The sequence below is a fragment of the Pseudomonas azerbaijanoccidentalis genome (genome assembly GCF_019145495.1).
GTDB lineage: Bacteria > Pseudomonadota > Gammaproteobacteria > Pseudomonadales > Pseudomonadaceae > Aquipseudomonas > Aquipseudomonas azerbaijanoccidentalis.
Map to the genome: position 1 here is coordinate 379,773 of NZ_JAHSTU010000005.1, position 14,798 is coordinate 394,570.

8 protein-coding genes are annotated in these 14,798 nt (G+C 60.4%); all 8 read right to left on the minus strand.

The window, feature by feature from the left end:
- Positions 1 to 127: 127 nt before the first annotated feature.
- Positions 128 to 1,126, minus strand: coding sequence for a 3-hydroxybutyryl-CoA dehydrogenase (locus KVG88_RS19425; RefSeq protein WP_217872470.1), 999 nt, complete (start codon positions 1,124 to 1,126; stop codon positions 128 to 130).
- A complete protein-coding gene (locus KVG88_RS19430; RefSeq protein ID WP_217872471.1) occupies positions 1,126 to 2,232 on the minus strand; it encodes an NAD/NADP-dependent octopine/nopaline dehydrogenase family protein in 1,107 nt (368 codons plus the stop codon). The genes KVG88_RS19425 and KVG88_RS19430 overlap by 1 nt, the downstream gene beginning before the upstream one ends.
- Positions 2,233 to 2,327: 95 nt before the next feature.
- Positions 2,328 to 3,302 (minus strand): AraC family transcriptional regulator, encoded by a 975-nt coding sequence (locus tag KVG88_RS19435; protein WP_217872472.1) that lies wholly within the window; start codon positions 3,300 to 3,302, stop codon positions 2,328 to 2,330.
- Positions 3,303 to 3,387: 85 nt separating this feature from the next.
- Positions 3,388 to 4,743, minus strand: a complete 1,356-nt coding sequence (locus KVG88_RS19440) for a spinster family MFS transporter (protein ID WP_150700936.1) — start codon at positions 4,741 to 4,743, stop codon at positions 3,388 to 3,390.
- 159 nt (positions 4,744 to 4,902) lie between these two features.
- Positions 4,903 to 6,153 (minus strand): OprD family outer membrane porin, encoded by a 1,251-nt coding sequence (locus KVG88_RS19445; RefSeq protein ID WP_217872473.1) that lies wholly within the window; start codon positions 6,151 to 6,153, stop codon positions 4,903 to 4,905.
- A gap of 400 nt (positions 6,154 to 6,553) precedes the next feature.
- Positions 6,554 to 10,945, minus strand: a complete 4,392-nt coding sequence (locus KVG88_RS19450; protein WP_217872474.1) for a response regulator — start codon at positions 10,943 to 10,945, stop codon at positions 6,554 to 6,556.
- Positions 10,946 to 10,979: 34 nt separating this feature from the next.
- Positions 10,980 to 12,116 carry a response regulator gene (locus tag KVG88_RS19455; protein ID WP_217872475.1) on the minus strand — a complete coding sequence of 379 codons (1,137 nt, stop codon included), beginning with the start codon at positions 12,114 to 12,116 and terminating at the stop codon, positions 10,980 to 10,982.
- 415 nt (positions 12,117 to 12,531) lie between these two features.
- On the minus strand, positions 12,532 to 14,736 hold the full coding sequence (locus tag KVG88_RS19460; protein ID WP_217872476.1) for an OsmC domain/YcaO domain-containing protein: 2,205 nt from the start codon (positions 14,734 to 14,736) through the stop codon (positions 12,532 to 12,534).
- Positions 14,737 to 14,798: the final 62 nt, after the last annotated feature.

Consider the following 14,798-nt stretch of genomic DNA (forward strand, 5'->3'; position numbering starts at 1 on the left):
CCTCGCCGGACGATGCATCGGGAATCTCCGGGAACAATAATAGGCCGTGTGCACGCTTTCGTGATGCGAAACAGCAGGCAGGAAAAGGGCCTCATGTGATCAAGGCCAGACTTCCCTGCCCTGATGCTCAACCCTCCTTCAACGCGCCATCGAACGCGGGCGTCAGCCCCGACAGCTCCAGCTTGCGCACAAAGTCGCCGAGCCGTTGCTGCTTGTAGGCGTCGACGTCCAGGTCACGGTAATCGTAGAAGCCCTGGCCATCGCGCAAGCCATTGCGGCCGTTTTGCATGTTGTCGGCGATCACCTGTGGCGACTCGAAACGCGGTGCCAGCGCGCCACTCAGGTAGCGCGAGGCGTAGTAGAGAATGTCGCCCCCGCCCCAGTCGATGAACTCAAGCAGGCCCAGTACCGAGAAGCGCAAGCCAAAGCCGACGCGCACGGCGGTGTCGATGTCTTCGGCACTGGCTACGCCTTCTTCCACCATGCGTGCGGCTTCGTTCATTGCCAGGGCCTGGATGCGCGGCACGATGTAGCCGGCCACCGGATTGCACACCACCGGCACCTTGCCGATGCGTTTGAGCAATTGCAGCAGACGCTCGACCACTTGCGGGCAAGTGGCTTCGCTGCGGCTGACCTCCACCAGCGGCATCAGGTACGCGGGGTTGAGCCAGTGGGCGTTCACGAAGCGCTGCGGCTCGTCGACCATTTCGCTCAGTTCGGTCACCAGAAAGGTCGAGGTAGTCGACGCAATGATGGTCGACGCCGGGACATGCTCGCTGACCCAGGCGAAGGTTTCCTGCTTGACCGCGATGACTTCCGGCACGGCTTCGAACACCAGGTCACACCGGCGCAATGCCTCGGAGCCCAGGGATTTGCTTTGCAGGGTCAACCGCAACAGCGCGATCTCGGCCCGTTCCGGTTCAAGCATGCCCAGGCGTACCAGCATCTGCAATTCACTGCGAATGTTGTTGCGCACGCGCTCGAAGTAGCCGTGCCGTTCTTCCTCGGCGCGGTCCTTGATGTCGATGAGGGTCACCGGCAGGCCGGCATGGATGAACGCCAGGGCAATGCCCTCGCCCATCCGCCCGGCGCCGACCACGCTGACTTGAGGCAGCGCGGCGTTCATCAGTTGCAGCCCTGGGTCAGGAGTTCGGTCATCTGTGCCCGAGTCAGCGTGGCCAGGCCGAGGTTTTCCAGGGTGCGGCCTTCGGCGTAGAGATCACGCGCAGCCACCACCGAGGCAATGCTCAACAGACCTTGCGCCACCGGCGTCGGCACACCGGCCCAGCGACCGACAGACACCAGGAAGGACAGGCCCAGACGTGTATCTTCGAGCATGTAGCGATGTTTTTGCAGGTCGATGTCTTCGCGCCAGTCGCCGCTGTCGGTCAACTTGCCGTGGGCACCGCGACCGTACATCCATTCATCACCTTCGGTGGTGTTGTAGTGATCGGCCAACGGGAAGTGCGGCGCGCCGTAGGTCAGTGCTTCGCGCACGGCCATGCGCTCGGCATCGAGCTGGTTGGTCACGCGGCGGATCGACGGTTGGGTGCCTTCGTTGTGAATATCCCAGGCCTCGAAATGCTCCAGGGGACCGGCGTTCATCATGATCAGCGGCGGGTGAATGATGGGACCTGCGTTCATCAACGCACCGCTCAGGGCGTCTTCAATCGGCTCGACACTCGGGTAGGCCTCGCGCAAGACCGCGAAGGCGTGCTCGGACAGATTGCTCGGGAATACGCCGGTTGGCAGGCGGGTGGCGTAGCAACTGATCACCAGGTCGCTGGCGCCGTGTTTGCGCACCAGGTACGGCAGCGTGCCAGTTTCGGCGAAGGCAACCTTGCTTGGGTTGCCCGCATCGGCCATGGCCTTGGCGAATACGTAGCTGCCGAATGTGCCCGGCGGCAGGAACACCACTTGGCCATCGTGCAGGTGCGGTGCCACCTGTTTAGCCAGGTCTTCGTGAGAGGTCGACGGCAGCGGGATAATCACCAGTTGCGCGTCGCACAGGGCTTCGGCCAGATCGTCGGTGAGCGACAGCTTGTCGCCCTGCTTGCCGACGGACAACTGGCGAGTGCCTTGATAGTCCCTGATGGTCAAGGTGCCGATCGCCAGCAGTTCCTTGAGCGCTGCACCGTCGCGACGCCACAGGCGAGTCTGGTGTCCCTTTTCAGCCATTTCAACCGCCGCGGCATAACAGCCGTGTCCACCACCCAGCACTGTAATTTTCATGGAGCCACTCCTCTTGTTAGTGACTCGATGCTAGCGAGGCGTAACGCCACAGGCTTATCCGATTGCGCAACGGTGTTACGGATTGCGCAGAAGTCTCAGTGCTTGCGTCGTCGCAGGGTGTCCGAGGGCAGGCAGCCATAGCGTTGCCGGTAGGCGCTGGAAAAATGCCCGAAGCTGTTGATGCCGTGACGCAACAGGATATCGGTGACGGTTTCGCCGGCCTGGCCCTGTTTCAGCGATTCATGGATGACCGCCAGGCGCCGGTCGCGGATGTATTCGACCGGTGCTTGCTGGAGGAACTGATTGAAACCGTTCTGCAAGGTGCGCACCGAGACACCGCACAATTCGCTCAGGGTGGTCAGGCTGATCGGTTGGTCGAGGTGTTCCTCGATGTAGTCACGGGCCTTTTTCACGTGGTGCGGCAGCGGCGCGCGCGTGTCGGTCAACAGATCGGCCGAGTAGTTGTGCGGCAGCTGAGTCAGCAGCAATTGCATCAGGTATTCGGACAGTCCGCTGGCGAGACGCGAACCGTCCACGCCACTGCCGTACAGTCGGCAGATGTAGTCCAGGGTGTGATAGAGGCTGACGACACCGGCGCCCAAGTGGTCGACGCTGACATCAAAGATCACCGATTGCCGCAGGCTGCGACCGAGCAGGCGTTGCAGTTGCGTCTCCAGGGCATCACGGTCGACGCGCAGGATCAGGTTGCGGCACTCGCCATCGGTGACGATGCGGCTTTGCGCAAACGGTGAGGACACGCTCAGGTAGCCCGATTGCATCGCCGCACTGCGCCGCCCGTGGGCCACTTCGCAATGCCCCTGCAAGGTGATGCGAAACAGGTATTGGTCGGCAATGTCGCCGATGGTGATCTCCACCGGCGCGCCATAGCGCAGGTCGAGCAGCGCCGAGTCGCCGAAGAACACGCCATTGAGCCGGGTGTAGATCGGCTCGTCACGCAGCACATTGAAACTGTGCGGGCACAGATAATGGCTGACCTTGTCCTTGATCTCACGGTAATCGGTCGAGCTGAGCAGGCTGTGCCGCTCCAGCAGGTGTACGTCATTCAACATCAAGGCTTCTCCTGACCTGGAGCGTCAAGGCCCCGCTCCCGTGTAAAGGAGCGAGGCCCAGACGCCGATCATGGACTATGACCCATCAAGCGTGGGTCGGATATTCCCGAGCATAGCTTTCGCGGAAACGACGGCAACCGCGCCATAGCAGAAGCACGGTCAACACCGAGGCACCGGCGATCACCACCGACATCGAAGAGCCCACCGCCGCTGGCGTGCCGAAGTAACGGTCGGTCAACAACGCCACCAGAGTGGTACCCAACCCCAGTCCCAGCAGATTGCTGATCAGCAGAAACACGGCCGAGACCTGGGCGCGCACCTGATTCGGCGCGAGGATCTGCATGGCCGCCGTGGACGCTGGCATCGGGAACGAGGCGAAGAACATCGCCGGCACCAACAGCGTCACCGACAGCCACAGTTGATCGACTTGCGAGAACAGCACGGCCGGCACCGCCATACCGAGGGCACCGATGACGCCGGTGCGCATGGCGGCGTCCTGATGGCCTTTTTTGGCCAGGTAATCGGTGAGCCAGCCACCGAACAGCACGCCGGTGGTGTTCGCCACCAACAGCACGGTGCCGAGCATGTAGCCCGCCTCCATCGGCGACAGGCCGAACTTGCGGATGTACAGCGCCGGGCTCCAGCTCATCAGGCAGAACAGCGCCATGGCATAGAACGAAAAGCCAAGGTAATGGCAGGTGAAAGTGGCACGGTGGCGACCGAGGAAACGCAAGCCATCGCTCAGGGCAACCTTCTTCGCCTTGCCCTGCGCATCGACTTGCAGGCCTTTGCGCGCCGGATCACGCACGGTGAGCCAGATCAGCAGGCCGACCACGATTCCGGGCAGGCCGACAATGAAGAACGCCAGTTGCCAGGCTTTCATGGCGCCGAGAAAGGCCACCTCGATGGTGTTCATGTCCTTGAGCATGGCGATCACATAACCACCCACCAGGAAGGCCAGGCCACCGCCGACGAACGAGCCGATCGAGTAGATGCCCACGGCGCGACCGAGTTTTTCCTTGGGGAACATGTCGCTGAACATCGAGTAGGCCGAAGGCGACAGGGCCGCTTCACCGACGCCGACACCGATGCGCGCAAGGAACATGTGCAGGAAGTTTTTGCTCAGGCCGCAAGCGGCCGTCGCCAGGCTCCAGAACACCACGCCAACGGCGATGATTTTTGGCCGGGAGAAACGGTCGGCCAGGTAAGCGATGGGCATGCCCATGAACGCGTAGAACAGTGAAAATGCCAGCCCGTGCAGCAAACTGAACTGGGTGTCGCTGATCTGCAGGTCGGCTTTGATCGGCTCGATCATCAGCGCGAGGATCTGCCGATCCACAAATGAAAAGATGTAGGCGACCATGCACAGGCCCACCACGTACCACTCGTACAGGTAGGTTTTCTTCTTTTGCAGGACCGCTTCGTCGACCTGAATATTCACTGGATTTGCTCCTTTGGGAATCCGCTCATGCGCGCAGCGCGCCGGGTGACGGTGCACAGCACACCGACTGGGAAGTTGCGGGGCAGATGTAAAGGACAAGGGTTTGGAACATGGTCGGGCCTCTTATTGTTATGGGGTCGAACCCTGGGTGGACCGGGTTTACCAGAACTTCCAGGTGTAGGTGGTGGCGACACGGAATTCGTTGTAGTCGTAGCCGTACTTTTGTTTCACGTCGATGTTACGCACGTCCAGCCCAAGGCCTTGCAGCGCCCCGCTTTGCACCACGTAGCTGAGCCCCAGAAAGCGCTCGCTTTCCTGGTTGTCACTCAGGTTGCCGCCACGGTCCCAGTTGGTCCCCTTGATGTAGCGGGTGTAGAACTTCAGCCCCGGCATGCCCATCCCGGCAAAGTCATAGCTGTAGCGCGCGCCCCAGGACTTTTCATCCGGGCGCACAAACCCCAGCGACGACCAGTGCACCAGATAGGGTTGCGGGATGTAGCCGTTCATGGTCGGGAACACGCTGTCACCGAGCATGCGCTGGTAACTGACGCCAAACATATGAGCGCCCTTGAGCAAACTGAACAACGCACCGTAGGAACGGTTGTCGATCTCACCGTTCAGCGCATTGCCATCTTCCTTGTTATTGAAGTAGCGCAAGTCGGTCTTGAGTTTGTAGCCATTGCCCAGATCAGCCATGTGCATCAGGCCAAAATAGTGCTGCTTGTAAATATCGTGCAGTACGCCATAGAAGTAACTGGCTTGCAGGTTTTTGCTGATGTCGTAAGTCACGCCACCGAAGTCCAGGCCATCGCTGTCGAGATTATCGGTGGACCCGTATTTGTAGAGCTTTTCGTGGTTGGAAGACTCGCGTGTCACGGCCGACCAGAAACGCCCGCCGGTCATCGTCAGCCCATCGATCTCCTTGGACTCGACCACGGCGCCTTGGTAAATGGTATCCAACTGCCGACTGGTGTCATCGAACGCCACCGGCAATTGCGGGCGAAGATCGCCGACCTTCAACTCGGTCTTGCTGTAGCGCATCTTGAAGGTGGCGCCGGCGCGGCTGTAGTCATCGGCTGTTTGCTGGTCGCGGACGCTGTACGGCAGCGAGCCGTCGTTGCCCGAAGAGTCCAGGCGCACGGCGTATTGCGCATCGACGTCGAGGCCGATGGCCAAGGCTGTGTCGGTGTAACCGGAAGTGAATTGCGCATCGAAACCCTGAGACCAGCTGTGCACTTCAGAGTCCACGGCATTGGTATTGGTGTAGTTACGGTGCAAATAGAAATTACGCGTATCCACTTTGAAGTGACTGTCGTCAATCACATCGGCCTGTACCGCCAAGGGTGAACAGATCACCCCCAACACGCTGGCCATACCGAGCCCGCGGCAAGATTGCTTTACCTGTTGCATCTAACATCTCCACATCTGTATGTGCCTGGGCACTGTTTTTATAGGAGCAGATTTGAACTAAGGACAAAACACGCCGGCAGCCGAACACCGAGCCCTCTTGCGCGCAAAGCGGATTGCAGGAGGGAACCAAAGGCGGATGGGTTCGAGCATGGCCTGGCCTATTGTTGTTATGGGGTAAAGACCGGGCAGAGCCAATGGAGCTGCTCGCCAGGACGACACGCCTCTTGTCCATGCAAGGTAAGTCAGTAGGCGCCGCGCCGGTATTAAGACGAACAGCATCCATAAGGGGGAAATCTCCCGCCCGGCTAAAGGTTTCCCTTAGTCGATTCGGGAGAGAAACATCGTGCGCAGGACGCGCCGATGAAACAGGCAGGGGGTTAAAGCGAAGGGCTGGTGATGCTCAGGATAGGTTCTCCAGCAACGCCAGAGCCTCATCGAAATCGAAGCGCTCGGCGCGCTGGACAATCCGACGCAGTTGCTCGGCCAGCTCGGGCTCCAAGGTCAATCCTTGCAGTTCGTGCAGTGCCGTCAGCACTTGGGTATCACTCTCGACCAGCAGTTGCCGAATGCCGGCCAATCGCGCTTGCCAATCGCCATTGGCAGTTGAAGCGGGTACGGGATCAGCAGGCGGTAATGCCTCGGGTAGGCTGGCCAAGCCTTGCAGGACCGGCGCCAGACAGCGTTCGACCTCTGCCAGTCGCTCAGCCAGCAGCGGTTCCCCGGCATCGTCCAGGCAAGCCTGTTCCAGCGCGGTGGCCGCGTTCGCAAGTTCCATGGCACCGATATTGCCTGCCGTTCCGCGCAGGCTGTGGGCCAGGCGCGCCGCGGCTGAAGGGTCACTGTCAGCACGGAAGTCGAAGAAGTCTTGGCGAAAGGCCTGCTGGCTGTCTCGGAACTTGCGCAAGAGGCGTATGTAGAGCTCGACCTTGCCCATGCAGGTGGCCAGACCGGCTGTTGAGTCAATGCCCGGAAGGCTGGCAGGCAAGCCTACAGCTATCGGCAAATCAACGGCTTCATGCACCTTGCGGCCGGGCCGGGGACGGATCCATTTGGCTAGCGTTGTGAACATCCCTTCGACATTCAAGGGTTTGGAGATGTGATCGGTCATGCCGCACTCAAGCGCCCGCTCGCGATCCCCCGCCATGGCGTTGGCCGTCATCGCGATGATCGGCAGATCCGCCCAACGCGGTTGTTGGCGAATCAGGCGGGTGGCGGTGTAGCCGTCCATCACCGGCATCTGGCAGTCCATCAACACACCGTCGAAATCGCCGTCGCGCGCCAGTTGATCAAGGGCCTCCTCGCCATGAACAGCCAGGCACAACTCTACGCCAGCACTCTCCAGCAGTTCGCTGGCCAACTCTCGATTCAACTCATTGTCTTCCACCAGCAGCAGGCGCGCGCCACGCAGACTGGCCATGGCACTGTTGCTCTGGCCGGTTCGCTCGCTGAAGCGGGTGTCTGCCTGGGGCGCCTTGCCGAGCACGGTGCCAAGGGCTTCGAGCAAGGTCGACGAGGTGACCGGCTTGGTCAGCGTCACCGGCAGTTGCAAACCGTACCGGCGAGCCTCCTCGTGCGCCTCCTCGCGACCGAAAGCGGTCACCATGATCACCGACGGTATGCGCTCCAGGTTGGCGGCATGCATGTGCCGCACCGTTTGCACACCGTCCATGCCCGGCATGCGCCAATCCATCAGCACCAGGTCATAGGGCAAGGCCTTGCCCTCGGCTTCTACCAGCATCGCCAGCGCGACACGCCCGCTGTGCGCCACATCCACTTCTATCCCGAAACTGCGCGCCATGCTGGAGAGAATCTCCCGAGCACTGGCATTGTCGTCCACCACCAACACGCGAACGCCCAACAGTTCATCGGCGGTAAACATCCTTCGCGACTGAACCTCGCGCTGCACGCCGAAACGCACATCGAAATGAAAAGTGGACCCTTGCCCCGGTTCACTTTCCACCCAGATCGATCCGCCCATCAGTTCCACCAGGTGCCGGGAGATGGCCAGGCCCAGCCCCGTACCGCCGTATTTGCGAGTCGTGGAGCTATCCGCCTGGCTGAACGGCTGGAACAGTCGGGCGCACTGTTCGGTGTTCATGCCGATGCCGCTGTCACGCACCCAGAAATGCAATATGGCCTGGTCTTCATTGCCCACGCGCTGCTCGACGCCCACGACGATCTCCCCTTGCTCGGTGAACTTCGCCGCGTTGTTGCCCAGGTTGATCAGCACCTGGCCCAGGCGCAGTGGATCGCCGACCAGCGCCGTGGGCAACCCTGGCTGCGTGCTGAACAACAGCTCCAGGCCTTTGTCTTCGGTTTTCAGGCCGATCATGTTGGCGAAGTTGTCGAGCACATCCTCAAGGTGGAAGCCGACCTGTTCCAGTTGCATCTTGCCGGCTTCGATTTTGGAAAAGTCGAGGATGTCGTTGATGATCCCCAGCAGGTTCTCCGCCGAGCGATGGACCTTCTCGATGTAGTTGCGCTGGCGGTTGTCGAGTGCCGTGCGCAGGGCCAGGTGGCTCATGCCGATGATCGCGTTCATCGGCGTGCGGATCTCGTGACTCATGTTGGCCAGGAAATCGCTCTTGGCGCGGGTCGCTTCCTCTGCCGTTTCGCGTGCGCGTTGAACCTCGACCTCGGCGGCCTTGCGGTCGGTGATGTCGAAGTACCAATCGGCACCAATCCCCCGCTCGCCTAATGTCAGGGTCATCGCCGAAACCAGTACGTCGAAGCGTTCGCCTTCAGTGCGCTGCAGGGTCGCTTCGAAGTTCAGCACATCGCCTTGCAGGGCAGCGTCGGCGAAGCGCTGGTAGGCCTGTTGATCGACCCAGAAGCGGCTCGCCCCCGTGCCGTCGAGACGAGCCAAAGGCGTCGCGAACAGGCTTTCAAATTGTGGGTTGCAGTACGTCGGACGGCCATCCATGTCGCGGATCAACATGGCAACGGGGCTGCTGTCGAGTACTGCGCGCAACTGCGTTTCGCTGGTCTTGAGCGCCGCTTGCAGCTGACGACGTTCACTGACGTCACGCACAGAGGCGCACACGCAGATACCACCCTCGCCTTCCAGGCTCGGCAGGCGTGACAGACTGATTTCAGCCGAGAACAGACTGCCGTCCTTGCGCACGCCGTGCAGGTCGTCGAGGTTGGCGCCCATTTGCCGAGTGGTGCCATGGGCCAGGAAACCATTGCGTTGTTCAACGTGGTGACCCCGATAAGCCGTCGGTACCAAGCGTTCGATGGCTTCGCCAATCAACTCACCGGCGGCGTAGCCGAACAACTGATCCAATTGCCGATTGGTGCGCAGGATGATGCCTTGGGCATCAACGACCAGCATGCCGTCAGGCGCTGCTTCGATGATCCCGCGGTACCACGCTTCGGTCGCGCGCAATGCCGCTTGCCGGGCTTCAAGTTCCTGCGCCTGCTGTTCCAGCTGCAACGCCTGCTCGGCCATTTCGTCGGCCTGGCGACGGGTTTCCGCCAACAACGACTTGACCGCCTGATTGCGCTCCAGGATAGCCATGGCCGCCGCCAGGCGCGGTGTGGCTTCCTGCAACAGCAGGGATTCGCGTTCGCCCAACGGTTGCAGACTCGCCAGCTCAAGCACGCCGAGCAGCCGCTCGCCATGCACAATGGGCTGCAACAACAGGCAAGTGGCGGGGATCTCACCGAGCGGCGAGCGCAAACGCCAGTACGGCTCCGGCAACCCTTGAAGCTGACGCGGCTGGCGGTCCACCGCGCATTGCCCCAACAGGCCGTCGCCGAAATTGACTTGCGCCTCCGGCCCTCGCTCCGGGTCGGTGGCATAGCGGCCCATCAACCGTAATTGGCGAGTGTCTTCGTTGGCGCTGTACAGCACGCCCTGGCAGATACCCTGCACGCTTGCCATATGCCGCAGGAACACCTGAGCCAGCTCGGTGGACGTTTCTGCCTGTTGCAGGTCGACCTGTAGCTGCGAAGTGTGCGCCTTGATCCAGCGCTGGCGTTCAAGCTGACGCGATTCGGTCTGCAATTGGGCGATGGCGCGCGCCAGATCGCCCGTCTCGTTGTTCATGTCAGTGTGGGGAATCACCCGATCAAGCTCACCCGCGGCCAACTGATCCACGGCTACCCGCACCCGGTTCAGCGGATTGCGAATCGACTGACTGACCAACCAGGACAACAGCAGCGCCAACGACAAGCCGCCCAACAACAGGATGTAGGTCCACGTGGTACTGCGCTCGGCAAAGTCGGCAATCTCTTTGGCGGTATCGCGAATGGAGGCTTCCTTGATCTGGGCGACCGCATACAACAGCGCATCGGCCTGCTGATCCAGATGCTGGAACTCGCCGCTGTTGAGCAGTAGCAGCGCCTGGCCCTGACGGCCCTGATCAATCAACTGAAAAGCCTGTTCGCCATCCCGTTGCAGCTGCTGCAAGATCCCGTCGAGTTCGGCCAGGCGCGCCAGGTTCTCGGGGCGACGCAGGGTTGCTTTGGCTTCGGCAAGTGAAAGGCGCAGGCGCTCTTGGGAGTCGCGCAATTTCTGCAGTGATTCGATGCGGATCTCTGCACTGTTGGTGCCGACCGCACGCTGCATTGCCTGAACCAGGTGCGGCAGTTGCACCCGCGCCTCATGCAGATGCTCCATGCCGACCAGTTCCTGAAGATAGAGATTCTGCATCTCATGTTTCAGCGACTGCTGGGTACGCAAGCTTTGCAGGCCGAGCACCAGCACCAGCAGCGACAGCGCAGAAAAGCCGAGGATCAGTTTGTGACGAAGTGCAAGACGCTCAAGCAGGGTGCGCAATCTGATCATGGCTCAAACCCGAATGAAAACACCGATCCCACTATTACTGGGCAACCCGTTTGCTGGCCAAGTCCTGGTCGCTGTCGACGAAGCGTTCGGCGATCGCATGGAACTGCTCATTGTTCGCCAGGAACGCATCGCAGATGTCCGGATCGAAGTGCGTCCCTCGGCCCTGGCGGATGATCTCCACGGCCTGGGCGTGGGGCATTCCCGGTTTGTAGACCCGCCGACAAATCAACGCGTCATAGACATCGGCCACCGCCATCAACCTCGCGCTGATGGGAATGTCGTCACCGGCCAGCCCCTGCGGATAGCCGCTGCCGTCCCATTTTTCCTGGTGACTGTAGGCGATTTCCTTGGCCAGGCTGAGGAAGTCGACGCGCATGCCCAGACGATCCTCGGCTTGCTGAATGGCGTCACGCCCCAGTGTGGTGTGGGATTTCATGATTTCGAATTCCTCCTCGGTAAAACGCCCCGGCTTGAGGAGGATATGGTCGGGAATGCCGATCTTGCCGATGTCGTGCAGCGGTGCCGACTTGAACAGCACCTGAATGATCTCGTCGCTGAGAAAATGGCTGAAACGCGGGTGGTCCTGCATCAGCCCCGCCAGCACCTTGATGTAATGCTGGGTACGGCGGATATGGTTACCCGTCTCGTTGTCGCGGGTTTCCGCCAGTGACGCCATGGCCTGGATGGTCACATCCTGGATGGCGGTCACCTCCCGGGTCCGGCGCTGTACTTCTTGCTCCAGGTATTCGTTCTGATCCCGCAGGAAATCGGCCGCAGCCTTGATCTTCAGTTGGGTACTGACCCGGGCCAGCAGCAAGGGTGGCCTGATCGGCTTGGCGATGTAATCGACGGCACCCAGTTCCAGGCCGAGAATTTCGTCTTCGGTCGCGGTCATGGCAGTCAGGAAGATGATCGGGATGTCACGGGTTCGCGGGTCGCGCTTGAGCTGGGCCGCCACTTCGTGACCGGATAGGCCGGGCATCATCACGTCCAGCAGAATCAGGTCCGGCAACGTATCGCCTTGCAACACCCGCAAGGCCTTCTCGCCACTGTTGGCCGCTTTGACCCGGTAGAGGTCCTTGAGCAAGTCGGTCATCAGCATCAGATTGTCGGGTATGTCATCCACCACCAGTATGACCGGCGGACTGTATTGACTCTGTTCGGCGCTCATGTCGGCTCCCCTGCCCAGCGTTATCGTCCCCGGAGATCGCAATTCCGGCGCTGAGGAGCTTAGTTGCAGTTTTCAGGTTGCGGGGGCTGCTCGCGCTTTTTTCTCAAGGTGATCGCATCGGGTAAATGCCCTGTTTCCGGGTGCCGCCGAACCGTTGCTCAACGCGCTCAACGGCAAGGTGACCAACGACGGCCCCATTTGGCGAAACCCGATCAACCGCGGCCCCGTAGCAGCTGTCGAGCGCAGCGAGGCTGCGCAGCAGACGCAATCCCATTGCATCGCGAAAACCACGAGGACTGCGTCCCCGAACGCAGGCTTCGCCAGCTGCTACAGGATCACGCCACCCCCGTAGCAGCTGTCGAGCGCAGCGAGGCTGCGTTCGGCTGCGCAGCAGACGCCAGCGCCACACGCGTTTTTACTTGGACAAAGCCGTCACATTGGCCCGCGCCGCGTGCAGCTTTTTGTAGCTGTCGATCAGGCGCTGGTGACGGTCGAGCCCTTCGAGCTTCATGCTGGTCGGCGTCAACCCGTAGAAACGCACGCTGCTTTCCACCGAACCGATCGCGGCGTCCATCCGCTCGTTGCCGAACATCCGGCGGAAGTTGGCTTCGTAGTCTTCCAGCTCCAGGTCTTCGTCCAGCTTCATTTCCAGCACTGCGTTGACGGCCTGATAGAACAAGCCGCGCTCGACCGTGTTGTCGTTGTATTGCAGGAACATTTCCACCGCTTCTTTCGCCTCTTCATACTTTTGCAGGGCGAGATAAATCAGCAGCTTCAACTCCAGGATGGTCAACTGACCCCACGCGGTGTTGTCGTCAAACTCGATGCCGATCAGCGTGGTGATGTCGGTGTAGTCATCCAGCTCGCTGTCTTCCAGACGCTTGACCAGCGCCTTCAAGCCAGCCTTGTCGAGGCTGTGCAGGTTCAGAATGTCGGCACGGAAGAACAACGCTTTGTTGGTGTTATCCCAAATCAGGTCGTCGTGCGGATAAATTTCCGAATAGTCCGGCACCAGAATGCGACAGGCCGTGGCACCGATGTGCTCATACACCGCCATGTACACTTCTTTGCCCATGCTTTCGAGAATGCCGAACAGGGTGGCGGCCTCTTCGGCGTTGGAGTTTTCACCCTGGCCGGAGAAGTCCCACTCGACGAACTCGTAATCCGATTTGGCACTGAAGAAGCGCCAGGACACCACGCCGCTGGAGTCGATGAAGTGCTCGACAAAGTTGTTCGGCTCAGTCACCGCATGGCCTTCAAACGTCGGCTGAGGCAGGTCGTTCAAACCTTCGAAACTGCGGCCCTGAAGCAATTCCGTCAGGCTGCGTTCCAGCGCCACTTCCAGGCTCGGGTGTGCGCCAAACGAAGCGAACACGCCACCGGTACGCGGGTTCATCAAGGTCACGCACATCACCGGGAATTCGCCGCCCAGCGAGGCATCCTTCACCAGCACCGGGAAGCCCTGCTCCTCCAGTGCCTGAATACCGGCCAGAATGCCCGGGTACTTAGCCAACACCTCGGCTGGTACATCCGGCAAGGCAAACTCGCCTTCGATGATTTCGCGTTTGACCGCGCGTTCGAAGATTTCCGACAGGCACTGCACCTGTGCTTCGGCCAGCGTGTTGCCGGCGCTCATGCCGTTGCTCAGGAACAGGTTTTCGATCAGGTTGGACGGGAAATACACCACCTCACCGTCCGACTGGCGCACATACGGCAGCGAACAGATGCCGCGCTCTTCATTGCCCGAGTTGGTGTCGTACAGATGCGAGCCGCGCAACTCGCCATCGCGGTTGTAAATCTTCAGGCAATAGGCATCGAGAATTTCGCTCGGCAGCTCGTCTTTGGGGCCAGGCTGGAACCAGCGCTCGTCCGGGTAGTGCACGAACGCCGCGTTGGCGAGATCCTCACCCCAGAACTGATCGTTGTAGAAGAAGTTACAGTTCAACCGCTCGATAAACTCGCCCAACGCCGACGCCAGTGCGCCTTCTTTGGTCGCACCCTTGCCATTGGTGAAACACATCGGCGAGTGCGCATCGCGGATGTGCAGCGACCAGACATTGGGAACGATGTTGCGCCACGAAGCGATTTCGATCTTCATGCCCAGACCGGCCAGAATGCCCGACATGTTGGCGATGGTTTGCTCCAGCGGCAGGTCCTTGCCGGCGATGTAGGTGCCCGACTCGGACAGTGAAGCAGGCATCAACAATGCCTGGGCATCGGCGTCGAGGTTTTCCACCTCTTCAATCACGAACTCAGGCCCGGCCTGCACCACCTTCTTCACCGTGCAACGGTCGATGGAGCGCAAAATGCCCTGGCGATCCTTGTCGGAGATGTCAGCAGGCAACTCGACCTGAATCTTGAAGATCTGGTTGTAGCGGTTTTCCGGGTCAACAATATTGTTCTGGGACAGGCGGATATTGTCGGTAGGAATGTCGCGAGTCTGGCAGTACAACTTCACAAAGTAAGCCGCACACAAGGCCGACGAAGCCAGGAAGTAATCGAATGGACCCGGTGCCGAACCATCGCCCTTGTAGCGGATGGGTTGGTCGGCCACCACGGTGAAGTCATCGAACTTGGCTTCAAGTCGAAGGTTGTCGAGAAAGTTGACCTTGATTTCCATGCGGATTTACCAGAATACGAGCTAAACGAATGGCGGCCATTATCCGGCTTTTCAGCCGCAAG